The following is a 23,392-nucleotide window of genomic DNA, read 5'->3' as shown; positions in this document are numbered from 1 at the left end:
AGCCGAGCGCAGGCGGCCCGGGGGCGAACGCTCCCGGCCGTTCTGCGCTCACTCCGGCCGGCAGCCATGATCCATTGTGACGGCGCCTTCGGCAGGCGGCTCACGTGGCTCGTTCGAGGCCGCCGCCAGCGCCAGCCGAGCCAGGGCCGGAATGGATCTGGTCCCGGTCTTCCTCATGATCGCCGCCCGGTGGTTCTCGACCGTTCGCTGGCTGATGCCCAGATCCGCGGCGATGTTCTTGCTGGGGTGCCCGGCGAGCACGAGATCCATGATCTCGCGCTGGCGCGTCGTCAGCGAGGCGACCTGATCCCTCGCCACGCTGCGCCATGCCGACAATTTGGTCGCGTCGCGCGATTGTTCGAGGGCGCGTTTCACGCCGGCAAGCAGCTCGCCGCGATCCACGGGTTTTTCAATAAAGTCGGAAGCCCCCGCCTTCATGGCGTTGACCGCCATCGGTATGTCACTGGACCCCGTGATCATGATCGACGGCATGCCAGATTTCCTGTCGCGGAGCCATTCCAGCAATTCGAGACCGCTCATGCCCGGAAGGTAGGCATCGACCAGAAGGCAGCCCTCGCGGTCGGGGCGGTAGGCCCCGAGAAACGCCTCGCACGTCGCGAAGGTCTCGACGGTCAGCCCCTCCGCCTCCAGCAGGCCGCGCAAGCCCTCGCGAATGTGGCTGTCGTCATCGACCACGAAGATGACAGGTTGCGCCGCCGACCGGGTCGCTTCCGCCGCCCGGTGTGACGATGGGGCCAGCAGAGGCCGGGAAGCGCGGAGAAGCCGGCGGACGGTCTGCACGAGATCCGCCGTCTTGACCGGCTTGTTGAGCTGCACGCAATCCTGGCTGGCGATCCGTTGCAAGGTATCCGTCGATATGTCGCCGGTCAGGATAACAATCGGGACCGGACGATGCAGGCGCTCCCTCATCGTCGTGGCGGCTGCCAGTCCGCTCATCCCGTTCGGCAGGTTGTAATCCGCAAGGATCAACTCCGGCTGAAAAGCGCCGCGGGCCAGCGCATCGAGCGCGGCAAGCCCATCGGGCGCCGATTTCGTGACGTAACCTTCCTCCGTGAGAACGGCTTCCAGAAGCTCCCTCAGTTCGCCATCGTCCTCGATGACGAAGATCGACCGGGGGACCGGATCATCGTCCGGGCGGCCGGAAACGGCATGGGAATCCTTGTCGGGCTCCGGCCCGCCCCCTGGCGGAAGCGGAACGTCGATGGAGAAGACCGACCCCTTGTCAGGCTGCGAGCGGACGCGAACCGGATGATCGAGCAGGCTCGCCAGACGCTGGACGATCGACAGCCCGAGACCGAGGCCCCGGCTGCGTTCGCGCGCCGCGTTGCCGACCTGATGATACTCGTCGAAGATCGACTGAAGATCCGCCTCGGCAATGCCGACACCGGTGTCCCAAATTTCGATGCGGAGCATTGCACCATGCCTGCGGCAGCCGAGCAGCACCTTGCCGCGCCGGGTGTACTTAAGCGCGTTCGCCATCAGATTTCGGATCATCTGCTCCAGCAAATGCGGATCGCTGTAGACCGACACACGGCACGCGACGACGCGCAGGAGAAGCGCCTGGGCCTGCGCATGATAGGTGAACTCGTCGCGCAGACGTTCGAGCAGTTCGTCGATACGGAAGCTTGTCAATTGCGGATGAACCGTACCGGCTTCGAGCTGGTTGATATCCAGCAGCGTATTGAGCATGCCGGACATGGCCGCCGCCGTCCCGTCCAGGCGCGTCATGAAGGCGAGCGCCTCGTCCTTCCTGTCGTCGCGGATCTTGCGGGCCAGGGCGCCGTGCATGAGATTGAGGGCCTGCAACGGCTGGCGGAGATCGTGACTTGCGGCGGCAAGAAAGCGGGACTTGGCGATATTGGCCTGCTGCGCCTCTTTCCTGGCCGCCTCGAGCGCCTCGACCGCACGCCGGCGCTCGGTGATATCGGAAAAGGTGATGACCACCCCTTCCACCTGGTCGTCCTGAGCGCGATAGGGCAGGATGCGGCGGTTGTACCACAGGCCGTTGCGCGCCTGAATCTCCCGCTCAATGGGGGTGAGGGTCTGCAACACCGTGTGGGCATCGGCCAACAGATCATCGTCCGTGGCAAGCGAATTGAGGTCGGCGAGCGGTCGGCCGATATCGGTCGGGATGATGTTGAAGAGCGATCTGGTCGATGGCGTGAAGAAACGGATATCGAGGCCGAGATCGAGGAAGATCGTCGCCACGTCGGTGCTGTAGAGGATATTTTGCAGGTCGCTGGCGGTCGTGCGCTGGCGCTCCAGCGTTTCCTGAAGCTGGCCGTTGAGGGCCGTGAGTTCCTCGTTGAGCGACTGGAGTTCCTCCTTGGATGTCAGCAGCTCTTCATTGGTCGACTGATATTCCTCGTTGACGGACAGCGCTTCCTCATTGATCGCCTTCTGCTCTTCGTTCGAGGTTTCGAGGCTGTGGATCGCAGCCTGAAGCTCCGCCCGGGTCGCTGCAAGCTGCTGCCTGAGTTCGGCGACATGCGCTGCATCCTGCGGGCCATCCGGCTGCGTGTCCGGCAAGGCCGGCTCCGGATCGTCGAGAAAGCAGATCAGCAGCAACGCCTCGCCGTCGATCGCCGCCGGATGCACGGCGATATGGAACGATCCCGGCCGGCCTTCATAATCCGTCTGACCGCCCGACATCAGGATGCGCGTCTTTTCCACGATGGCCTGATGGATGGCGGCGCGCAGCTTGATGCGCAGGTGCGGCCGCACCATCGCGAGGAAATCGTAGCTCGGATGGCCTTGCGGCACCCGCAGGTAACGCTCCGTGGGGCCGAGCGAGTAGAGGCATTCCAGCTTGCGGTTGATCAGCACCGCCGCGGGCGCGTAGATGTCCATGACCAGGCGACGGCACTCCTCGGCAAGAGCCGCCTGCCGCGACGGAACCTGACCGGCCGGCGCGCGGGCGAGACCGCGCGCTGCATCCGCCGCACCGATCAGAACCCCGAGTTCTCCGGGACGATTGCGTCCGATGTGGCGATAAAGCCTTTCCGCCTTCGATATGACCTCGAAGCGATTTTCCGACTCTGCGACCGTCTCCGCACTTCCGAGCAGAAGAATGCCACCTTCCCGCAAGGCGAAGTGGAAGAAGGAAATCGCCTTCTGCTGGGCTTCCGGCAGCAGATAGATCAGCAGATTGCGGCATGAGACCAGGTCGAGGCGCGAAAACGGCGGATCGGTCAGGACATCCTGCACCGCGAAGACGATGGCCGCGCGCAGTTCGGGCAGGATCCTGTAGCCGTGATCGTCCTTCGAAAAGAACCGCGCCAGTCTCTCTGGCGACACCTCTGCTGCGATCGATGGCGGATAGACCCCCTCCCGGGCCGTCGCCACGGCGTCGGCATCGATATCGGAGGCGAAGATCTGAAGCTTGATCTCCCGTTTCGCGGCGGTTATCTCCTCGCGAAACAGCATGGCAAGCGAATAGGTTTCCTCGCCCGTGCTGCATCCGGCGATCCAGATGCGCAAGGGCTGGTCGATGGAATGATTCCTGACCAGATCGGGAACGATCGTCCTGGCCAGAACGTCGAAGACGCCGGGATCCCGGAAGAAACTCGTGACATTGATCAGCAGATCCGTCGCAAGGCGGTCGAGTTCGCGGGAATCGTCCTTCAATATCTCGACATACCGGTTGATGTCGTCGATCTCCACCGCCGCCATCGCCATGCGGCGCTCGATCCGCCGCCGCAGCGTGCCGTCCTTGTAGAGCCTGAAATCATGGGTCGTCTTCTCCCGCAGAAGCTCGATGATCGCGGGAAGCCAATCCTCGCCGGCCTTCCGCGCCTGCGGTGGAGCCGCCGCGCGGATGCGAGACAGGCGGCGATGAAACCGCACAAGAGCGGCGGGAATGCCCGCCAGGGGCAGCACGAGATCGACCGCCCCGGTGAGGATCGCGCTGCCCGGCATGCCGTCATGCGCCGCCTCGGCCGGATCCTGCGCAATGACGAGGCCGCCCTTTTCCTTGACGGCCTTCAGGCCGAGACTGCCGTCGGCGCCGGTTCCGGACAGAACCACGCAGACCGCACGCTCGTGCAATTTCTCCGCCAGCGACCGCAGCAGGAAGTCGAACGGCATGCGGGCGCCGTGAGGCGCCTCGGGTGCGGAGAGGTGGAGCGTGCCGCCGGATGCCACCGAAAGATATGTGCCGGGGGGGATGACATAGAGATGGTCGCGTTCGAGCCGCATGCCGTCATCGGCCTGCACCACAGTCATCGCGGTATGAGGCGCCAGCAGCTCCACCATCATGCTTTCGTGGGTCGGATCGAGATGCTGCACGAGAATGAAAGCCATTCCGCTGGCGGACGGCAAGGCATCGAGAAATCGTGCGCAGGCATCCAGCCCGCCCGCGGAGGCGCCTATCCCGACAACGGGAAAATCCCCGAACCCATGCGGCGGCCCACGCGCGGCCATGTCCCCGGAGGGGTCTGTCTGGGTCATTGCGACATCACTTTCACTCAATCGGGAGGAGGAGAAGGGGGAAGCGGAATCCCTGGTTCACACGGAACTCTGCGACAGACAGCTGACGCTGCCGGCATGCAGACGGTGGCGTGCCCTGTCTTGGCGTTCGACCCGCCATCAGGGCCCCCGTGTTGCCGCGCAAGTCAAAAAAGCCCACAAGTCAGGGACTGAGTAGTTTCCGTCCCTGCGCGGACAGGCGTCATCCGGCTATGACTTGACCGGAACACGCATCCATGCGGAGATCATTGGCGCTGCGAAAGCGTCAAGGTCAAGGCAGAACGGAAATTAAGAGCGCGAGCGGCCGGATGAAGACACCAGAGACGAACAAGGCGCCCGTATCGGCGCACCGCGTCCTCGTCATCGAGGACGATGCCCTGATCGGCATGCTCTATGAGGATGTGCTGGCGGAGATGGGGCATAGCATCTGTGCGATCGCGCAGACCGTGACCGACGCCGTGGCGGCGGCGGCGGAACACGAGCCGGATCTGATCATCGCGGACGCATCGCTGCGGGACGGCAGCGGCGTGGATGCGGTTCAGGAAATCGTGCGCCATCGCTTCGTCCCGCATCTGTTCGTCAGCGGAGACCGCGCCGGCGTCCGCTCCCGTATGCCGGACGCCATCATCGTGCAGAAACCGTTCCTCGATCCGGATCTCGCCCGTGCCATCCAGAAGGCGTTGACGGCCGCGCCAATACCGGACCGATAGGCTGGCCGAGGTGCCGACCGGGCCGGAAGGTTGACTGGAAAATGGAAAAAACATCAATTCAATCAAGATATTCTTGCATTTTCATCGATGTCGCGTTTCGAAGGCACGCTTGACCGGTGCCTCATTGGCAACCTAGGGTCAGGACCGATCGGGCCAATCTACTCGATGAGCCCCTTTCAGTGTCTTCTGTAGCGCCGATCCGGGAAGAGAAACCGTTGAAAGAATTTTCTGTCGTCCTTGCTTCGCTGATGCTGGCCGGTTGCGCCAACTGCAATATTCTTTCCTCCCCCATGCCCGCGCATTGCCAAGCCGGCCTAGCCACCGGCATGGTGATCGCCGCTCCGGTGATGGTTCCTTTCGCCCTGGTTGATAACGCACGCGATAGCGCATCCGCAGGAAAGGCGAAACCGGAACTCCGCGACAGAGAGCGCCAGCGGAACGACGCTCGTCGGTGACAATGGCCTTCCCTTTGCCGTTCCAGAAAGCGATGCGCATTCTTCCGATCGCCGGCGCATCGGCGCGCGCATGCTTCGCATCGGCGGTGCTGCGCCCTCCCCGGATACTTGGGGGACAGGCATGCTCCGCCGCGGCCTGCGTCAGACGTTCCCGACCGTTTTCCGGCCGATATGCCACATGCTTGCGCGCATCCGCCCGCACGCGGCACCAGTGGCCACGGACAGGCTCTGGCCACTCCGACGTCCTATAGATGTGTTGACGCCGGGTCTGAACCGCCTTCAGAAGGATGCGGCGAATGGCGCCGGCCACGGGGCTGCGCTGCTTAGCCGTGCGGCGCGAGCGTTCGACGAAGATCGGCGCCGGTATGGCCGGAAAGATCAAAAGCCCGAGGACCGTCAACAGCGGCCACTCGCTCTGCAGGAAAGCGGAAGCGCCCTGTTGCGTTACGCCGTTGACGATGACCTGTCGAAGGGACGGTAGATCGCATCTGAAATCGACATGGGCCACTCGGATTGAAAATCGGAAAGAAGGCGGGAGCCTCAACTGCGCGGGCCGGGAATAGAGATCGTCTTCCGGCAACAATCAACCCGCTGCGACTATAGCATAATCTACGCGGTCGAAATCCCGGCGGCGTAGAGGACGCCAGAAACTGGTTGCGAGGCTTCGGAACGCGGGATAGCCTTATATTCGCTGTCAAGAATATCCGCCATGAGAACCGGTGCCGGGTGTCCGTCGGCATGTTGCGATCCATGCCTATCTTAACGATCAGGGGAATGACGACTATGCACATGAAATTCAATCGTAACGCCCGAATGCTGGCGGCCGGCGCGGCCATGTCGGCGCTGATGGCGCTGGCACCGCAGGCCTTCGCCGAGACGCCGAAGGACACGCTGGTTCTCGCCTGGGCGATCGACGACATCATCACGCTCGATCCGGCCGAATCCTTCGAAATCAGCGCCGGCGAGATTCTCGGCAACAGCTACGACCGCCTCGTGCGCTTTAACATCGACAAGCCCGAGGAGCTTGTCGGCGACATCGCCGAAAGCTGGACCATTTCCGAGGACGGCAAGACCTATACGTTCAAGATCAAGCCGGGGCTCACCTTCGCCTCCGGCAACCCGGTGACGGCCGAGGACGTGGCCTACTCCATCCAGCGGGCGATCAAGCTCGACAAGAACCCGGCCTTCATCCTGACGCAGCTCGGCCTTTCCACCGACAATATCGAGGAGACGGCCAAGGCGGAGGACGAACTGACCTTCGTGCTGACCACTGACGAGGCCTACGCGCCGACCTTCGTGCTGAACTGCCTGACGGCAAGCGTCGCGGCAGTGGTGGACAAGGCGCTGGTCGAGGAGCACGAGGCAGACGGCGATCTCGGCAACGGATGGTTGAAGACCAATTATGCCGGGTCCGGCCCGCTGACGATCCGCGACTGGCGCGCCAACGAGATCCTCGTTCTCGAACGCAACGACAACTATTACGGCGAGAAGGCGAAGCTCGACCGCGTCATCTACCGGCACGTGAAGGAAAGCGCCACGCAGCGCCTGCTGTTGCAGGCCGGCGACATCGACGTGGCGCGCAACCTGGAGCCCGGCGATCTCGACGCCGTGTCGGCGAATGAAGACCTGACCGTCACCAGCGCGCCGAAGAGCACGATCTATTATTTCAGCCTCAACCAGAAGCATGAAATCCTTTCCAGGCCGGAAGTGCGCGAGGCGATGAAATATCTCGTCGATTACGACGGCATCGGCGAGACGCTGATCAAGGGCATCGGCACCGTCCACCAGAACTTCCTGCCGGTCGGCATGCTCGGCGCCTCCGACGAAAAGCCCTACACGCTCGACGTCGACAAGGCCAAGGAACTGCTGGCGCAGGCGGGGCTCGAAAACGGCTTCACCATCACGATGGACGTGCGCAACACGCAGCCGGTGACGGGCATTGCCGAAAGCGTGCAGCAGACCTTCGCCCAGGCCGGGATCAAGCTGGAGATCATTCCCGGCGACGGCAGCCAGACGCTGACCAAGTACCGCGCCCGCAACCATGACCTGTATATCGGCCAGTGGGGCGCGGATTACTGGGACCCGCACACCAACGCCGATACCTTCGCCAGCAACCCCGACAATGCCGACGGTGCGTCCTCGACGACGCTCGCCTGGCGCAATGCCTGGGACATTCCGGAACTGACGGCCGCCACCCGCGCCGCCGTTCTGGAAACGGACACCGAAAAGCGCGTGCAGCTCTATCAGGACCTTCAGAAGCAGGTCCGCGAAACCGGGCCCTACGTGACGATCTTCCAGCAGACCGAGGTGGCGGGCGTGCGCAAGGGCATTTCGGGCTACCGGCTCGGGCCGACCTTCGATGCCAACTACGTCTTCAACGTCTCCAAGGATTGATCGGGAAAGACCGGAGTCTTGAGCATCGTCGAACCGATTGAGCGGACGGGGCGCGGCAAGAGCCGCGCTCCTGCCCGGCTGACTGCCGTCGCAGGTTTCCTCGTGACGGTGATCACCACCTTCCTCGGCCTGCTGGCCGTGACCTTCTTTATCGGCCGGGTCATTCCCGTCGATCCGGTTCTCGCCATCGTCGGCGACCGGGCGCCGGCGCATCTGGTGGAGCGCACCCGCGAGGAACTGGGCCTGAACAGGCCGCTGATCGAGCAGTTCGCAATCTATGTGAAGAACGCGGCGACCGGCGAGTTCGGCCGCTCCGTCATGACCTCCAACCCGGTAATGACGGATATCCGCCGCTTCTTTCCGGCGACGATCGAGCTCGCCTCGCTCGGCACGCTGATCGGGGCGCTTCTCGGGGTGCCACTCGGGGTGCTGGCGGCGGTGAGGCGCGGCAGCATCATCGACCAGATCGTGCGGGTGATCGGGCTCGTCGGCTATTCGGTGCCGATCTTCTGGCTCGGGCTGATCGCGCTCTTGATCTTCTACGCCCGGCTCGGCTGGACGGCGGGGCCGGGGCGCATCGACGTGGTGTACGAATATACCTTCACGCCGATCACCGGGCTCTATCTCCTCGATGCGGCGTGGCAGCGCAACTGGGGCGCCTTCCGCGACATCTTCCGGCATATCGTGCTGCCCGCCTCGCTGCTCGGCTATTTCTCGCTTGCCTATATCAGCCGCATGACGCGCTCTTTCATGCTCGCCGAACTGCAACAGGAATATATCGTCGCCGCCCGCGCCAAGGGGCTTTCGGAGACGCGGATCATCTGGTTCCATGCGCTGAGAAACGCCGCCGTTCCGTTGGTGACGGTGATCGCCCTTTCCTATGCGGGGCTTCTGGAGGGATCGGTGCTGACCGAAACCGTCTTCGCCTGGCCGGGGCTCGGCCTCTACATCACCAATTCGCTGCTGAACGCCGACATGAACGCCGTGCTTGGCGGAACCATCATCATCGGTTCCGTCTTCATCGGCATCAACCTCCTGTCGGACCTCATCTACCGCACGCTGGACCCGAGGACGCGCAGCCAATGAGCCAGACCGCCGAAACCCCACCCACCTTCCGGGAATGGCTATTGTCCGACCGGCCGCAATCGCGCGCGCAGGCAAGGCTCGGCCGCGCCTATATCGTCTGGCGAAGATTTTCGGAGAACCGGCTGGCGCTCATCGGGCTCGCCATCATCCTGGCGCTGGTCTTCATCGCGATTTTCGCAGACCAGCTTGCGCCGTATTCGCCGGTACAGGGCAACCTGCGCGGCGCGCGCCTGCTGCCACCGGGAACGGACGGCTACCTGCTCGGCACCGACGACCAGGGCCGCGACATTCTCTCGCGGCTCATCCACGGTTCGCGGCTGACATTGCTCGTCGTCGGGCTCGTCGCTATCATCGCCGCGCCCATCGGCCTCATCGTCGGCACGGTGTCCGGCTATGCGGGCGGCTGGGTCGATGCGGTGCTGATGCGCATCACCGACATCTTTCTCGCCTTTCCGAAGCTGGTTCTGGCGCTGGCTCTTGTGGCGGCGCTGGGACCCGGCATAGAGAACGCCATTCTCGCCATCGCCGTCACCTCATGGCCGCCCTATGCGCGCATCGCGCGGGCCGAGACCATGACCTTCCGCAATTCCGATTTCATCCAGGCGGTAAAGCTGATGGGCGCCTCGCCCTTCCGCATCGTGGCTCGCCACGTCATGCCGCTGTGCATGTCGTCGCTGATCGTGCGCGTCACGCTCGACATGGCGGGCATCATCCTGACTGCTGCGGGCCTCGGCTTCCTCGGCCTCGGGGCGCAGCCGCCGATGCCCGAATGGGGGGCGATGATCGCCTCCGGAAGACGCTTCATTCTCGATCAGTGGTGGGTGGCGGCGATGCCCGGCTTCGCCATCCTGATCGTCAGCCTCGGCTTCAACCTGCTCGGCGACGGGTTGCGCGATGCGCTCGACCCGAAGGAGGCGGGGCAATGACGCCGCTTCTGACGGTCAAGGACCTGCGTGTGGCTTTCCCGACCCGCACTGGCCGGGTGGAGGCGGTGCGCGGCGTTTCTTTCACGCTCGGAAAGGAGCGGCTCGGCATCGTCGGCGAATCCGGCTCCGGCAAGTCGCAGACGGGCCGCGCGATCATGGGGTTGACACCGGGCCATGCGGCGATTTCCGCCGAGACGCTCGAGTTCTCCGGCATCGACCTGTTGAAGGCGAGCGCCCGGGAGCGCCGGGCCTTGCGCGGCCGGCGGGTGGCGATGATCCTCCAGGACCCGAAATATTCGCTCAACCCGGTGATGACCATCGGCCGGCAGATCGTCGAGACGCTCAGGACGCATGAGAAGATTTCGAAGGCCGAGGCGCGCGGGCGGGCGCTCGCCATGCTGGAGGCGGTGCAGATCCGTGACGCGGAGCGGGTCTTCGACCTCTATCCGCACGAGGTTTCCGGCGGCATGGGCCAGCGGGCGATGATCGCCATGATGCTGGTCTGCGGGCCGGAACTGCTGATCGCCGACGAGCCGACCTCGGCGCTCGACGTGACCGTGCAGCTCGAAGTGCTGTCGATCCTGGACAAGCTGGTGGCCGAACGCGGCATGGGGCTGATCTTCATTTCCCACGACCTGCGCCTCGTCTCTTCCTTCTGCGACCGGGTGCTGGTGATGTATGCGGGCCGGATCGTCGAGGAACTGCCCTCGGCCGATCTCAGGAACGCGAAGCATCCCTATACGCAGGGGCTTTTGAATTGCCTGCCGGTGATCGGCAGCCATCGGCACCCGCTTCCCGTTCTCAAGCGCCAGGCGGAGTGGGCCGAATGAACAATCCCGCCGTTTCCATCCGCGACATGCAGGTCGCCTTCGACGATTTCGTCGCGCTGAAGGATGTCAGTATCGATGTCGCCCAGAAAGAATCCTTCGGCATCGTCGGTGAATCCGGCTCGGGCAAATCGACGCTTCTGCGCGCCATCGCCGGACTCAACGTGTTCGAGAAGGGCACGCTTGCCGTCAATGGCCGCGATTATCCCGGCCGGGGGCGCGACAAGGATTTCTATCGCACCGTGCAGATGGTGTTCCAGGACCCCTACGGCTCGCTGCATCCGCGCCAGACGGTGGACCGGCTGCTTTCCGAACCGCTGGCGATCCACGGTTTTTCCGACAGCGAGGTGCGCATCGCCCGGGCGCTGGATGAGGTGGGGCTCGGTTCCGGCTTCCGCTTCCGCTACTCGCACCAGCTTTCCGGCGGGCAGCGCCAGCGCATCGCGATTGCCCGGGCGCTGATCGTGGAGCCGAAGATCCTGCTGCTCGACGAGCCGACCTCGGCGCTCGACGCCTCCATCCAGGCGGAAATCCTCAACCTGCTCGAACAGGCTCGGACCGAGCGAGGCCTGACCTTCATCATGGTCAGCCACGATCTCGGCGTCGTCAGCCATATGTGCGACCGGCTGGCCGTGATGAAGAATGGCGCGGTCGTCGAGACACTGCTGCCCGAGGCGCTGGAAAAGCGTGAATTCTCCGCGGACTACACCCGCCAGCTCCTGATCGCCAGTGAAGGGTTTGGCAGGTCCGGAAGGTGACATTGGTGACGGCCCCGCCGTCAGACCCGTATATTGGCGACGCTGGCGAGATCGCTCCAGACCGTCTTGAGCGTGGCACCGGAGGTCAACAGCTTGCGCTCGGCTGTATGGTCGGTCTGACCGAAGTAGCCGGGCTCGAAAGCACCGGGGGCATTCGAATGTCCGGTGAGCCGATAGCCCGGCCGGGCAAGCCTTCTGCTTTCCAGTTCAAATCACGAAGGCAGGATTGAAAAGCCCGGCCACGTCGTCTTCGCTGTCGCCATCCCTAATTCTGGTGAGCGTTTGGGCAGCGCCGGCCCGCACATAGTCAGGCGGACGCACTCCGCCCACGTCTCAAGCCCGCCGATAAGCGCGACCTCGCCTTCGATCCGTTAAAGCCGAGCGGAACGCTCGCCGGGCACTGCTCCGCAGGCTTGCGCAACGACACCCGGCTTGCTTCCCGGAGCTTCCATCGAATAGCGGAGCCGATCTCCGTCTACTTCTGTATCACGCAGAATCGATTGCCATCGGGGTCGGCCAGAACGACGTAATCTGCGTCTTCGGGATACTCTCTCTCCACTTCGGATGCACCGAGTGAAAGAAGCCGGGCGATTTCCTTCTTCTGGTCATCGGCATAAAGATCCAGATGGTGCCGGGGCCGCTCCCTGGAGGGGCCGACATCGGCCTTGTCGATCGCAAGCTGAACGCCCGGCCCTTCCTTTGGCACCAGTATCGCCCAATCGACCGCAGGTTCTCTCAGGGGTTTGTAGTTCAAGGCGGCGCACCAGAACGCGATGGCCCTTGGAACGTTTTCCACACCCCAGACTATTGAACCGACTCTCAGCATGGCAATGTCCTCGCTTTGGCTGCCAGCATCAAAAACTGTTTCAGACGACCTGAGGTTCCCCACCGGACGCCCACTCCGCAAGGCTGCAAGAGAAAAACCTTGGGCCATCCGCTCGCGGAAAAGCGTCAGGTCCGCGCCGGCGATCACGTTGAGGCCGGGAGTTGAGAGGCTGGCTTTGGCTGGAAGCGGACTGACGGCGTCAGGCCGTTTTCGCGGAATAATCCATCTGCCGCAGGTCTTCGAGCAGGCCAGGACCAGTCGGCGTCCAACCCAGTTTCTCACGCGTCTGCGCGCTGGATGCCACCATGTCTGCCGCGGCGAACATCGCGAACCAGCCGAAATGCGGTGCCGCTTCGTCCGGCGAAAGGGAGACGGTCGGGAGGGCGAGACCGCCAGCAACCACCTCGGCTATGTCCCGCGCCGCCACGCCTTCTTCTGCAACAGCATGGTAGCGGGCACCTGCCTCGGCGCGCTCAACGGCAAGCACATAGAGTTTTGCCACATCGAGTACGTGGCCGGCCGCCCAACGGTTGGCGCCTTGCCCGACATAGGCGACCACGCCCTTCTCCCGCGCCATCTCGATATAGGGCGAGACCAGGCCCTGCCTGAAGGTATCGTGGACCTGCGGAAGTCGCACCACAGACAGGTTCACGCCCGCTTCGAGCAAGGCCTGCCCCGCCAGTTCCGACGCGATGCGCGGATTGGAATGATGTGCATCAAAGACGTCTTCCCTGGCAGGTCGGCCATCGCGTGGGTCCCCCATGCCAACGCCCGAAGTGATGAGCAGCGGCCGATCCGACCCTCTCAGCACAGACCCGAGCGCAGCAATGACGCCGCGATCCTTCTCGCAATTCGCCACGAAATTCGTGAAATCATGATCAAAGGCAGTATGGATCACGGCGTCTGCGTTCCGAGCTCCGTCTGCGAGCCCGGCCGGATCCTCCAGCGTGCCGAGATGAGCGTCTGCGCCTGCCGCCGCCAGGGCGTTCGCTCCGGCCCTGGAGCGGGTGAGGCCGATCACTTCATGGCCGGCGGCGAGCAATTCGGGAAGAATGCGGGACCCGATGAAACCCGTGGCACCCGTTAGGAAAATACGCATGGAAAGTCTCCGACATTGACGTGCCGCTTGATCTCATGAAAAATTGTCCTGTTAAAGTAGTGACTTTATCATGGTATAATTACCAACAGGATCACGAGCGTGAGCGACTTCGAAAACATCCTGGGCACATTCCTGCGCGACCGGCGCATGCGGCTTGATCCCGCGACGTTCGGCTTCCAGGTTGGGCGCCGCCGCACGCCGGGCCTGCGTCGCGAAGAGGTCGCCCAGCGCGCGAACATAAGCCCGACCTGGTACACCTGGCTGGAACAGGGGCGCGGCGGAGCGCCTTCAGCACATGTGCTCGATCGAATTGCCACTGCGCTCATGCTGACAGAGCCCGAACGCGACCACCTTCACATTCTCGCTTTCGGCCATCCGCCGGAGGCGCGATACCGCCAGTTCGAAAGCATTACCCCGCGGCTGCAACGCGTCCTTGATGCCATGCGCTTCAGCCCTGCCATTATCAGGACGGCCACATGGGATGTGGTGGCATGGAACGCGGCAGCAACCGTAATTCTGACGGACTATGCCAGGCTCCCCAAGGATGGGCGCAACATCCTTCGCCTGATGTTCTCCGACGAGCGGATACGTGCGGCGCAAGACGATTGGCAGAGTGTCGCCCGCTATGTCGTCGGCGCTTTCCGCGCCGATGCCACGCGTGCAGGTGCCGGCGTGGAAATTCAGCGGTTGGTCGATGAGCTTTCGGCCAGCAGCCCCGAATTCAAGGCGCTGTGGGACGATAACGAAATCGCTGGGTTCCAAGAAGGCGTCAAGCGTCTCCACCACCCTGTCCTCGGGCCGATAGAACTTGAATTCTCGACCTTTGCAGTCGAAGGACGATCCGACCTCAACATGATGGTTTACAGCCCGGCGAACTCTGAGCTGACGGACCATTTTCGCTCCCTGATTTCGGCGGCGTGCCGCTGAGGCAGGGTGCCGGTCCACATGATTGGTGGCGTGGAGCTGCGAGCCGTTCACGGCGTCGGTCGAGCCGGCGCCGATGCGGCCCGCCGCGACATTGGTCAGGGTACGCTCCGCGCCTTCCGAGCCGATCGATACCGTGCCCACCGGCGTGCCGCCGGCAAAGGTATAGCCCTGCCCTCGGATCGTGGTGCCAGTGGTTGCGACGACCTCGGACGTCGTTGAACCGGCACCCAGCGCCACGCTGTTCCCCTCGCTTGCCGATGCCCCGTCGCCGGCGGCCGAAGACTGCGAGCCCACGGCGACCGACGTATCGCCCGTCGCGACGCTTGCGGGCCCCCTATCGGGAAAGCCACGGCCTGGACGGCATCAATGTCAGGCGCGCTCCCGACACGACGATCAATCTCAGCGATGCCCAGCCGAACTGGTCCAGCCTGTTTTCTCCCGCCAATGATGGCGACGCAGTCAATTCGATGATCTTTTCCGACTATGCGATCGTGGTTCAGGCAGCGTTGTTGGGACAGGGCGTGGCGCTCGGATGGCTGAACGTCGTCGCCCACTGGCTGCGCACGGCCGCGCTCGTGCCGGCAAGCGAGCACCTCATGAAGACGGGCCGGCAATGCCATCTCATCCGGCTGCGCGACAAGCCCGCCCGCCCGATCGTCACGCAGGTCCGGGACTGGCTGATCGCCGAACTCCACGACGACATCGCTGCCGTCAAGGCGCTTTATCCCAACCTCGACCTTGAGCCGTCCGCCTGGTCGAGCGGCTGACGATCCGATCTGCTCCCAAACCTTTTCGGGAGCAGATCAGGCCTCTTGCGGCCTGTGTTCCATAGCCATTTTCATTGCAAATTCACCGGGCGTGATATTGCCCCGTGATGAACGGGGGCGCATTCTGTTGAAAGGCTGCGCTTGTTGAGACCCCTCCCCAGGGTCACTCCTCGGGGCGGTATTGTGCCATTCGTGCGGCCAGTTCCGTTTTTCCTTCCTCCCGCAGCTTGTCCTCCGCCGCCAGCATGTCACGCCGGCGTTCGTCCTGCCCGAGCTTGAAGCGGGTCTCCACCCGCTCGATCGGCAATTCGTAACCGAGGATATTCGGCAGGCGCCGTTCAAGTCCTCCGGGGCCCAGCTCCCCCATCTTCCAGGCCTTGTCGCGGCCTTTTTCCATATGGGAAACGAGATCGCTCAGATGTTTCGCCGTCGCCGCCGTCGACATGAGTTCGGGTTTTCCATGAAAATGAACGACCATGAAATTCCAGGTGGGGGCACTGTCGCGCGCCGGCGCGGCGGGATACCAGGAGGAGGAAATGTAGCTTCCGGCATCCATCAGAACCGCAACCGAAGGCAGGCCGTGGCGGATCAGATCGGTATGATCGTTGCCGGCAGCCAGATGCGACACGAGGCGATTGCGCTTCCTGTCGGCCATGAAGATCGGATGCGAGATCGCCACGCCCTCCTCGTGCGGCGTGATCAGGGTTCCGAGCACCACCCTGTCCACGAGATCGAAAATTTCCTCGTCTGCCTGGGGGGCGAAATAGGGCTTGGTATAGAGCATCGGGAAAGCCTCAGGCATGAATGAGCGGACGGCGGGCCGACCACGGATAATGACGTTCGAGATCGGCCGCGAGCATGAGAAGCCGTGCTTCTTCGCCGTAAGGAGCCATGAATTGCGTGCCGACGGGCAAGCCGCTCGCGCTCGTCTCCAGCGGAACGCTCATCGCAGGAATGCCCGCCGCGTTGGCGGGATGCGTGAACACGCTCCCTGAAAGGAACAGTCCGATGAAATGCCGCCAGTCCGCGCTGCGCACATCGAACGTCCCCAGCGGCTGCGGCAGGCAGGGTGTCACCGGAGACATGACCATATCGACGTCGGAGAAGGTACGGGCAAAGCAACGCGCGGTCGCATTCGCAAGGCTGCGCGCCCGGATGACGTCCGTCGCCGCCAGGCTGCGGCCGTAGTCGGCCAGCGCGAGGTTCACCGGCTCGAAATGCCGGTCATCGGCAGGGCAAGCCATGTCGCGTGCGATATCGTCCACCTCGATGGCCGTATAGGTGGCGATCAGCTTTTGCAGCGCGTCGGCCAGCGCCTCGCCGTCATGGGCGAACGCAATCGGAACGACGGCATGGCCGAGCGCCTCCATCTTCGTCGCTGCACGATCCAGAGCCGCGCCCACTTCGGGGTCGACCGGCATGCCGAGACCGGCATCGGACACGATCCCGATGCGCATCGGGCCTGATTTTGCATTCAACGCAGAAAGGAAGCTGCCCCGGGGCACGGGCGCGGCATAGAGCGCGCCCGGTTCCTGCGCGGACGTCAGATCCAGCATCAGGGCTGAATCGCGGACGCTGCGCGTCAGCACATGGTGACAGACGAGACCGCCCCAGTTTTCCGAGGAGACCGGACCGCAGGGCGTGCGGCCGCGCGACGGCTTGAGGCCGAAAAGACCGGTATTGGCTGCGGGAATACGGATCGAGCCCGCGCCGTCGTTTCCATAGGCCACCGGCACCATGCCCGAGGCGACGGCGGCGGCGGAACCGCCGGACGAGCCGCCGACGCTGCGCTCGACATTCCAGGGGTTGAGCGTGGCGCCGTGCAGGGTCGGCTCCGTCGCGATGTTGCAGGACATTTCCGGCATGTTCGTCTTACCGACGACGACGAGACCCGCCGCGCGATAGCGGGTCACGATGGCATGATCGGTCCTCGACACGTTGCCGACCGCCGCCCGGCAGCCGAAGGACATGGCGACACCGGCATAGGACGGGCAGTCGTCCTTCAGCAGGACAGGAACGCCCCGCAAGGGGGCATCCGCCGGAAGCGCCGCGAGCTGCGCCTCAGCCGCCTCCCGCATTTCGAGGATGACGGCATTCAAGGCGGGATTGACCCTGCCGATGGCGGCGAACGCCTCCTCCACGGCCTCCCCCGGTGTGAGGACACCGGCGGCGATGGCCTCGGCAACGCCCACGGCGTCAGACGTTTCATAATTGAAATCCCGCATCGTCATTCCGCGTTCGCTCTTCTTCAGTTCGCAATCTTGGAAACGCCCCAGAAGCGGTGGGTGCCGCCCTGCCAGCCGGCATAGTCCTTCACCGAAGGCGCAAGCGCCGTGACGCTCGGAATGTTGTAGAGGCCGAGGATCGGCACCTGTTTGCCCATTTCGGCATTCAGTTCGGAGAACACCGCCTTGCGATCGGCCGGCTCGCGCAGGGCCTCCACCCTATCCAGCAGGGCCGAGGCGGTCCCGTCATCCCACATGCGGGTCGGCTCGGCCTTCTTGTCGCCGATCAGCGACTGGAAACTGAGGAGCGGGTCGAGGCGGGCGGAATAGGCAAAGATCGCCAGTTCGTAATTGCCGGAACGGTACTGGTCGAGCTGGCTCGCCCAGTCCCGCACATCGAGGCGCACATTGATCCCCGCCTGAAGCAGCATCGCCTGGACGATGGTCGCCACCTGCACGCGATTCTGGCGGTTGGCGACCAGGAGGCCGATCGGCTCGCCCTTGTATCCGGCCTCGCCCGCCAGCTTGCGCGATGCCTCGATGTCGAAAGCGGGCCATGCGGCGGCGGCGTTGTCGTAATAATAGGTTCCTTCGGAAAGCACCGATGGATTCGGCTTGTAGAGACCGCCGCCCAGCGCTTCCGAAAGCTGCCCGAGGTCGATGGCATGGGCGATTGCCTGCCGCATGCGCGGATCGGCCAGCACCGGCGCGCCCGTCTGGAGCTGAAGCGTCATCCAGGCCGGCGTCGGCTGGATATCGACGGTGATCCCGTTCGCCTTCAGGCTGTCGAACAGGGTGGGCTCGACTTCGTCGATCACATCGATCTCGCCTGCCTGCAAGCCGTTGGACCGGGTGCTGGCGTCCGGCACCGTCATGAAGCGGAGCCGTTCGATGGACGAGGTCTTGTTGCCCGCCAGACCGTCCTTGCCGCCCGGAAGGGCCGTGTAATCCGCGTAGCGGACGAGATCGAGATAGCGTCCGTTCTGCATGGAATCGAACGTATAGGGGCCGGTTCCGACCGGTTTCACGAACGCTCCCTTCTCGTCGACCGAAGACCTGGCGATGATCCACGGCGTGCATTGCACAGTCGCAAGCGTCGTGAGGAAATTCGGCGCGGAGGCATCGAAGGTGAAGCGGACCGTCGTGGCGTCGACGGCTTCGATCTTCGCCAGCTTCGGACCGATCTGGCCGTTGTAGCGGCCGACGCACTGGAACGCCGTGGCCGGATCGAGATAACGCTCGAAGTTCCAGGCGACGTCTTCGGCGGTCAGCGGCCTGCCGTCATGAAAGGTGACGCCGGACCGCAGGCGAAACTCGTAGACCGTGCTGTCGTCGTTCACGGTCCAGCTTTCGGCCAGCATCGGCTTGACGGAAAGATCGTCGCCGAACGCCACGAGACCCTCGGCGATGTGTAAAAGCACCATGTCGGAATTGGCGTCGCGATTGACGCCCGGGTTGAGGCTGGCGATGTCCGAATGGATCGCCACCCGCAGCGTGCCGGCGTCCGCCGCCAAAGCAGGCGCCGTCATGGCGAGCACACCTGCCAGAGCCGAAGCGAGCGAATATCGTATTTTCAATCTCATGATCCTGTTCCCGTTGCTGGAGGTTGCGCGTCAGTTTTTTTCTTTGAGGACGCTGCTGAAGAAGTCTTCGGCCGGATCGGCCATGTCGAAAGGCGAATGAGCCACCCCCGGCACGACATCCCGGCGCACCCGGATGCCGGCGGCCTCGAAAGACCGCGCAAGCGCCTCGATGCGGTCGAGCCGATTGGCGCCCTGGAGTTCGGCACCGTCCATCCAGAGCTTGCTGTCGCGGGGAATGGTGATTTCCCAGGTCTGCGTATCCTCGCTGCCGATCAGCGTCTGCACAGCGACGCTTCGCATCGCTTCGAGGTCGATCTCCCGGCCGAACCTCTGCCCGATGTCGCGAACGCCGACCCACCAGTCGTAATCGGCGTTCAGCAGCGTCACCACGCCCGGTGCGCCAATGGAAACGGCCATCAGCCGTTGCGGATGCAGCATGAAGAGGCGCTGGCAGAACTGACCGCCGCCGGAATAGCCGTACATCAGGAACCCCCGGTCGCGGAGACGGTACTTTGCGGCAACCTCGTCGACCATCGACAGAAGCACGAAATCGTAACGGATGCCGTGGAATTCGATGCGCTTGTAGTTGGCCAGTTCTCCCGGTTCGATAATGCCGACCGGAAAGAGCGGCGCCAGGACGATGCAATCGTTCTTCTCGGCGAAATCGGCGAAGCGATCACGATACCACGTCGCGGTCCGCCCCGTGCCGTGAACGATCACGGCAAGATCGTACCGTTTATCCTCCGTCTCGCTGTAATCCTGCGGCACATAGAGGCAATAGCTGAACCGCTGGTCCATCTGGCTGGCGAAGAAGGGTGTCGCACCGAAATCGTAGAAGCTCAGCTTGATTCCGTGCCCTTGCCGTTGTTTTGCGAGTGTGTCGGCCATCCGGCTTCTCCTTTCAGTTCAGCGGCGTTGCGTCGGAGACGGGCGTATGCCGCCATTTCAGCGTCAGGCCGCCGGTGTTCGTCGGTTCGAGCACGGGAATCGCGCTGAGCAATTTCAGCGTGTAAGGATGGCGAGGCTCATCGAGGATTTCATCGCGCGTGCCTTCCTCGACGATCTCGCCGTTCTGCATCACGATCACGCGATCGGCGATCTGCTCCACGACCGCGAGGTCGTGGGTGATGAACAGGCAGGCGAAACCGTATTTCCGTTGCAGGTCGGCCAGCAGGGCGAGCACCTGCGCGCGCACGGTGACGTCGAGCGCGGAAACAGCTTCGTCGGCGATCACGAAAGACGGGCGCCGCACCAGCGCGCGGGCAATCGCCACGCGCTGGCGCTGACCGCCGGAAAGCTGGTGCGGATACCGCTCCGCAAGCCCGGGATCGAGCGAGACATCGGCCAGCGCCTCGCTGACCAGCCGGGCATGATCGGATTGCGGGATTTCAGGCAGGATGCACAGGCTTTCGGCGATCAGCTCACCGACCTTCATGCGCGGGTCGAGCGACGAGAACGGATCCTGAAACACCATATGGCATTGCCTGCGGTATTGCGCCCTCGCCTGCCCCCTGGCGTCCGAAAGATCGAGACCGCGAAAGCGGATCGCGCCGCTCTGGTAAGCCGTCAGACCGGCAATCGCCCGGGCGAGTGTCGTCTTGCCGGAGCCGGAGCCACCTACCACGGCCACCACCTCCCCGGCCCGGATATCGAGGTTGACCCCGCGCACGGCCTGCTTGATGCCGTTGCGGGCGAACAATCCGCCCCGTTTCATGAACGTCACGCCGAGCTTTTCCACGGATATCAGCGGGTCGCCCTCCGCTTTCGGCCGCGAAGGGCCGCGCACCGGCAGGGAGGACAAAAGTTTGCGGGTATAGTCGTGCGCGGGCGCGGCAAGAACGGTATCCTTCCTGCCCGTTTCCACGATATCGCCGTGCTGCATGACGACGATCCGGTCGGCGTAGCGCGCGACCATCGGCAGGTCGTGACTGATGAGCATGACCGCCGTGCGGTATTCCCGGGTCAGTTCGGCAAGGAGATCCATGATGTCGCGTTGCGTGACGGCATCGAGCGCCGTCGTCGGCTCGTCGGCGATCAGCAACGCCGGTTTCAGAAGCATGGCGCTGGCAATCATGATGCGCTGGCGCATCCCGCCGGAAAATTCGTGAGGGTAAGCGCGCAGCAGCCGCTCGCCGTCACCGATGCCGACCCGCTCGAGCATGGCGAGAATGCGCCGGCGACGTTCGTTGGCATCGATACCTCCGTGCAGCGCCAGCCCTTCCTCCATCTGCCTGCCGATGGTCATCGACGGATTGAGCGACGTCATCGGCTCCTGGAAGATCATCGAGACGCCCGGCCCGCGAATGGCGCGCATCGCCTTCTCGCTCATCGAACGGAAGGAGGCGCCACGGAAGCGGATGTCGCCTTCCGTCACCCGGACCGGCGGCGGCGAAAGGCCGATCACCGCCCGGCCGAGCATGGTCTTGCCCGAGCCGGATTCGCCGACGATACCGACGGTCTCCGCCGCTTTGATGGTGAGACTGGCATTGCGCACGATGGTCAGGTCTATGTCCGGTATCCCGAGCGAGAGGTTCCCGATCTCCAGAAGCGGTGCGTCCGTCATGCGCGTTTCCTCATGCGGGGGTCGAGCATGTCGCGCAGGGCATCGCCGAGAAGATTGATGCCGAGAAGCGACAGGGAGATGCAAAGTCCGGGAAACACCACCAGCCAGACGGCCTGATCGAGAAAGGAACGGCTGCCGGCGAGCATGTTCCCCCAGGTCGGCGCCGGCGGCGCGACGCCCAGACCGAGAAAGCTGAGGGAGCTTTCCGCCAGCATCGTCCAGCCGCAGATCGACGTCGCAAGCACCGTCAGCGGCGCCACGCAATTCGGCAGGATATGCCGGCGCATGGTGAACAGGCTGGAATTGCCCATCACCGATGAGGCTTCCACGAATTCCCGCGCCCTGAGGCCGAGAACCGTGCCGCGCACCACGCGCACGACGGACGACATGTAGATGAGGCCGAGCGACAGGATGATGCCGCTTTCGCTCGCCCCGAGCACGGCAAGCAGGCCGAGCGCGAACAGCAGCCCGGGAAAGGCGAGCAGCACATCGTTGACCGCCATGATCACGCGGTCGACCCAGCCGCGCAGGAAGCCGCTGACCACGCCGAGCACCGTGCCGCTGGCAATGGCGAGAATGACGGTCAGCACGCTGATTCTGACACTCGTCGCCGCGCCCTTCATCAGGCGGCTCAACTGGTCGCGCCCGAATTCGTCCGTTCCGAGCCAATGACCGGGGCCGGGCGGGGAAAGCCGGGCGGAAAAATTCATCGCCAGAGGATCGTGCGGCGTCCAGACCATGCCGAGAAAGGCCATGACGAGCAGCATGCCGACCAGCGCGCCCCCGAGATAAAGGTTGAGCCCGACCCGCTTCATTGCACCGTAATCCTGGGATCGAAGAAGGGATAAAGCAGGTCGATCACGAGATTGACCAGAATGTAGATGGACGCGATGAACAGCAGGCATCCCTGGATGACCGGGTAGTCGCGCGCGAAAATGGCGTCGACCAGAAACCGGCCCAAGCCGGGAATGGTGAAAACCGTTTCGATGATCGCGACGCCGGCCAGCAGATTGCCGAGGATCAGCCCGAGCAGCGTCCATGTCGGACCGAAGGCGTTGCGGAACGCGTGTTTCCACATGACGGCGCTTTCCGGCAAGCCCTTCGCCCGTGCATGGGTAATGTAATCCAGCCCGAGCACTTCGAGTGTCGAGGCACGGGCCATGCGCAGGATCACGCCGATTTCGTGCAGAAAAAGCGTCAGCACCGGCAGTATGAGATAAACAAGGGCGCGTTTCGGATCTTCGGAGAAATCCACATAGCCCACGATCGGCAGCCAGCGCAGTTTCAGCCCGAAGAGAAGCAGGATCAGCATTCCCATCCAGAAGGCGGGAATGGACAGGAGAAGCGTCGCGCAACTGACGAGCGTTATGTCCCGCAGGCTGTTCTGTTTCCATGCCGCAAACATGCCGAGCGGCACGGCGACCAGCGTTGCCAGAATGACGGCCGGCACGACGATCCGCACGCTGACGAGAAAGCGATCGACGATGGACGACAGCACATCGTGGCCGGTCGCGATCGATTTTCCGAGGTCGCCCTGAAGCAGCAGGGACACCCATATGACGAACTGTTCGGGAATGCTTCTATCGAGCCCGAGCCGCTCCCGCAGGGCCGCGAGACCTTGCGCATCCGAGGCGTCGCCCAGCATCAGCGCGGCCGGGTCGCCGGGAATGAGGCGGATGAGAACGAACACGGTGACCGCGACGAGCACGAGTGTCGGTACTGCCATGACAAGGCGGCCGAGCGCGAAACGAAGCATCG

General features: G+C 63.7%; 19 protein-coding genes and 1 pseudogene. 9 read left to right on the top strand and 11 right to left on the bottom strand.

Annotation, left to right across the window (positions count from 1 at the left end; genetic code table 11):
• Window positions 1-48: 48 nt before the first annotated feature.
• Window positions 49-4,443, bottom strand: coding sequence for a chemotaxis protein CheB (locus NOF55_RS02275; protein WP_306410177.1), 4,395 nt, complete (start codon window positions 4,441-4,443; stop codon window positions 49-51).
• A 353-nt stretch (window positions 4,444-4,796) separates the two neighbouring features.
• Between NOF55_RS02275 and NOF55_RS02270 the strand changes: the two genes are divergently transcribed.
• The 7 genes from NOF55_RS02270 to NOF55_RS02240 all read left to right on the top strand — a co-directional run bounded on the left by NOF55_RS02270 (window position 4,797) and on the right by NOF55_RS02240 (window position 11,644).
• Window positions 4,797-5,198, top strand: a complete 402-nt coding sequence (locus NOF55_RS02270) for a response regulator (RefSeq protein ID WP_306409685.1) — start codon at window positions 4,797-4,799, stop codon at window positions 5,196-5,198.
• Between the two features lie 215 nt (window positions 5,199-5,413).
• Window positions 5,414-5,653 (top strand): hypothetical protein, encoded by a 240-nt coding sequence (locus tag NOF55_RS02265; RefSeq protein ID WP_306410199.1) that lies wholly within the window; start codon window positions 5,414-5,416, stop codon window positions 5,651-5,653.
• Between the two features lie 783 nt (window positions 5,654-6,436).
• Window positions 6,437-8,047: an ABC transporter substrate-binding protein gene (locus tag NOF55_RS02260; RefSeq protein ID WP_370868873.1), complete on the top strand. Its 1,611-nt coding sequence runs from the start codon at window positions 6,437-6,439 to the stop codon at window positions 8,045-8,047.
• A gap of 18 nt (window positions 8,048-8,065) precedes the next feature.
• Window positions 8,066-9,133, top strand: coding sequence for an ABC transporter permease (locus NOF55_RS02255; RefSeq protein ID WP_306409683.1), 1,068 nt, complete (start codon window positions 8,066-8,068; stop codon window positions 9,131-9,133).
• The gene (locus tag NOF55_RS02250; RefSeq protein WP_306409682.1) at window positions 9,130-10,059 is read left to right on the top strand and encodes an ABC transporter permease; all 930 of its coding nucleotides are present in this window, start codon (window positions 9,130-9,132) and stop codon (window positions 10,057-10,059) included. Before NOF55_RS02255 ends, NOF55_RS02250 begins: the two co-directional genes overlap by 4 nt.
• Entirely contained in the window at window positions 10,056-10,889 is an 834-nt protein-coding gene (locus tag NOF55_RS02245; protein ID WP_306409681.1) for an ABC transporter ATP-binding protein, read from the top strand. The genes NOF55_RS02250 and NOF55_RS02245 overlap by 4 nt, the downstream gene beginning before the upstream one ends.
• Window positions 10,886-11,644 carry an ABC transporter ATP-binding protein gene (locus NOF55_RS02240; protein ID WP_306409680.1) on the top strand — a complete coding sequence of 253 codons (759 nt, stop codon included), beginning with the start codon at window positions 10,886-10,888 and terminating at the stop codon, window positions 11,642-11,644. Before NOF55_RS02245 ends, NOF55_RS02240 begins: the two co-directional genes overlap by 4 nt.
• A gap of 475 nt (window positions 11,645-12,119) precedes the next feature.
• Here NOF55_RS02240 and NOF55_RS02235 read toward each other — a convergent pair whose 3' ends face one another.
• Together NOF55_RS02235 and NOF55_RS02230 are read right to left on the bottom strand one after the other, a co-directional pair.
• Window positions 12,120-12,470 carry a VOC family protein gene (locus tag NOF55_RS02235; protein ID WP_306409679.1) on the bottom strand — a complete coding sequence of 117 codons (351 nt, stop codon included), beginning with the start codon at window positions 12,468-12,470 and terminating at the stop codon, window positions 12,120-12,122.
• Window positions 12,471-12,669: 199 nt separating this feature from the next.
• Window positions 12,670-13,569: an SDR family oxidoreductase gene (locus NOF55_RS02230; protein ID WP_306409678.1), complete on the bottom strand. Its 900-nt coding sequence runs from the start codon at window positions 13,567-13,569 to the stop codon at window positions 12,670-12,672.
• A gap of 99 nt (window positions 13,570-13,668) precedes the next feature.
• Between NOF55_RS02230 and NOF55_RS02225 the strand changes: the two genes are divergently transcribed.
• Window positions 13,669-14,496, top strand: a complete 828-nt coding sequence (locus NOF55_RS02225; protein ID WP_306409677.1) for a helix-turn-helix transcriptional regulator — start codon at window positions 13,669-13,671, stop codon at window positions 14,494-14,496.
• Here the strand turns inward: NOF55_RS02225 and NOF55_RS02220 are convergent.
• Window positions 14,473-14,808, bottom strand: a pseudogene (locus NOF55_RS02220) (hypothetical protein); the annotation flags it as partial. The gene NOF55_RS02225 and the pseudogene NOF55_RS02220 sit on opposite strands and share 24 nt — an antisense overlap.
• Before the next feature lie 11 nt (window positions 14,809-14,819).
• Between NOF55_RS02220 and NOF55_RS02215 the strand changes: the two are divergent.
• Window positions 14,820-15,263, top strand: coding sequence for a type 2 periplasmic-binding domain-containing protein (locus NOF55_RS02215; RefSeq protein WP_306409676.1), 444 nt, complete (start codon window positions 14,820-14,822; stop codon window positions 15,261-15,263).
• Between the two features lie 163 nt (window positions 15,264-15,426).
• Here the strand turns inward: NOF55_RS02215 and NOF55_RS02210 are convergent, their stop codons facing one another.
• Genes NOF55_RS02210 through NOF55_RS02180 form a run of 7 tightly spaced genes read right to left on the bottom strand, consistent with a single transcriptional unit; the run spans window position 15,427 to window position 23,390 of the window.
• The gene (locus tag NOF55_RS02210) at window positions 15,427-16,047 is read right to left on the bottom strand and encodes an FMN-binding negative transcriptional regulator (protein ID WP_306409675.1); all 621 of its coding nucleotides are present in this window, start codon (window positions 16,045-16,047) and stop codon (window positions 15,427-15,429) included.
• 10 nt (window positions 16,048-16,057) lie between these two features.
• The gene (locus tag NOF55_RS02205) at window positions 16,058-17,494 is read right to left on the bottom strand and encodes an amidase (RefSeq protein ID WP_306409674.1); all 1,437 of its coding nucleotides are present in this window, start codon (window positions 17,492-17,494) and stop codon (window positions 16,058-16,060) included.
• Window positions 17,495-17,511: 17 nt separating this feature from the next.
• Window positions 17,512-19,071 carry an ABC transporter substrate-binding protein gene (locus NOF55_RS02200; protein WP_306409673.1) on the bottom strand — a complete coding sequence of 520 codons (1,560 nt, stop codon included), beginning with the start codon at window positions 19,069-19,071 and terminating at the stop codon, window positions 17,512-17,514.
• Window positions 19,072-19,101: 30 nt separating this feature from the next.
• On the bottom strand, window positions 19,102-19,959 hold the full coding sequence (locus NOF55_RS02195; RefSeq protein ID WP_306409672.1) for an alpha/beta hydrolase: 858 nt from the start codon (window positions 19,957-19,959) through the stop codon (window positions 19,102-19,104).
• 13 nt (window positions 19,960-19,972) lie between these two features.
• Window positions 19,973-21,634, bottom strand: a complete 1,662-nt coding sequence (locus NOF55_RS02190; protein ID WP_306409671.1) for an ABC transporter ATP-binding protein — start codon at window positions 21,632-21,634, stop codon at window positions 19,973-19,975.
• The gene (locus NOF55_RS02185) at window positions 21,631-22,449 is read right to left on the bottom strand and encodes an ABC transporter permease (RefSeq protein ID WP_306409670.1); all 819 of its coding nucleotides are present in this window, start codon (window positions 22,447-22,449) and stop codon (window positions 21,631-21,633) included. The genes NOF55_RS02190 and NOF55_RS02185 overlap by 4 nt, the downstream gene beginning before the upstream one ends.
• Window positions 22,446-23,390, bottom strand: a complete 945-nt coding sequence (locus tag NOF55_RS02180; RefSeq protein ID WP_306409669.1) for an ABC transporter permease — start codon at window positions 23,388-23,390, stop codon at window positions 22,446-22,448. The genes NOF55_RS02185 and NOF55_RS02180 overlap by 4 nt, the downstream gene beginning before the upstream one ends.
• Between the last annotated feature and the right edge of the window lie 2 nt (window positions 23,391-23,392).

Source organism: Ectorhizobium quercum (assembly GCF_026552795.1).
Taxonomy (GTDB): domain Bacteria; phylum Pseudomonadota; class Alphaproteobacteria; order Rhizobiales; family Rhizobiaceae; genus Ectorhizobium; species Ectorhizobium quercum.
This window is presented reverse-complemented; position numbering and strand designations above follow the sequence as displayed.

Excerpts from the sequence above, each read along its gene's own strand:
- NOF55_RS02275 (WP_306410177.1), bottom strand. The coding sequence starts at position 4,443 with ATGGCCGCGCGTGGGCCGCCGCATGGGTTCGGGGATTTTCCCGTTGTC.
- NOF55_RS02270 (WP_306409685.1), top strand. The coding sequence starts at position 4,797 with ATGAAGACACCAGAGACGAACAAGGCGCCCGTATCGGCGCACCGCGTC.
- NOF55_RS02260 (WP_370868873.1), top strand. The coding sequence starts at position 6,437 with ATGCACATGAAATTCAATCGTAACGCCCGAATGCTGGCGGCCGGCGCG.
- NOF55_RS02250 (WP_306409682.1), top strand. The coding sequence starts at position 9,130 with ATGAGCCAGACCGCCGAAACCCCACCCACCTTCCGGGAATGGCTATTG.
- NOF55_RS02245 (WP_306409681.1), top strand. The coding sequence starts at position 10,056 with ATGACGCCGCTTCTGACGGTCAAGGACCTGCGTGTGGCTTTCCCGACC.
- NOF55_RS02240 (WP_306409680.1), top strand. The coding sequence starts at position 10,886 with ATGAACAATCCCGCCGTTTCCATCCGCGACATGCAGGTCGCCTTCGAC.
- NOF55_RS02235 (WP_306409679.1), bottom strand. The coding sequence starts at position 12,470 with ATGCTGAGAGTCGGTTCAATAGTCTGGGGTGTGGAAAACGTTCCAAGG.
- NOF55_RS02230 (WP_306409678.1), bottom strand. The coding sequence starts at position 13,569 with ATGCGTATTTTCCTAACGGGTGCCACGGGTTTCATCGGGTCCCGCATT.
- NOF55_RS02210 (WP_306409675.1), bottom strand. The coding sequence starts at position 16,047 with ATGCTCTATACCAAGCCCTATTTCGCCCCCCAGGCAGACGAGGAAATT.
- NOF55_RS02205 (WP_306409674.1), bottom strand. The coding sequence starts at position 17,494 with ATGACGATGCGGGATTTCAATTATGAAACGTCTGACGCCGTGGGCGTT.
- NOF55_RS02200 (WP_306409673.1), bottom strand. The coding sequence starts at position 19,071 with ATGAGATTGAAAATACGATATTCGCTCGCTTCGGCTCTGGCAGGTGTG.
- NOF55_RS02195 (WP_306409672.1), bottom strand. The coding sequence starts at position 19,959 with ATGGCCGACACACTCGCAAAACAACGGCAAGGGCACGGAATCAAGCTG.
- NOF55_RS02190 (WP_306409671.1), bottom strand. The coding sequence starts at position 21,634 with ATGACGGACGCACCGCTTCTGGAGATCGGGAACCTCTCGCTCGGGATA.
- NOF55_RS02185 (WP_306409670.1), bottom strand. The coding sequence starts at position 22,449 with ATGAAGCGGGTCGGGCTCAACCTTTATCTCGGGGGCGCGCTGGTCGGC.
- NOF55_RS02180 (WP_306409669.1), bottom strand. The coding sequence starts at position 23,390 with ATGCTTCGTTTCGCGCTCGGCCGCCTTGTCATGGCAGTACCGACACTC.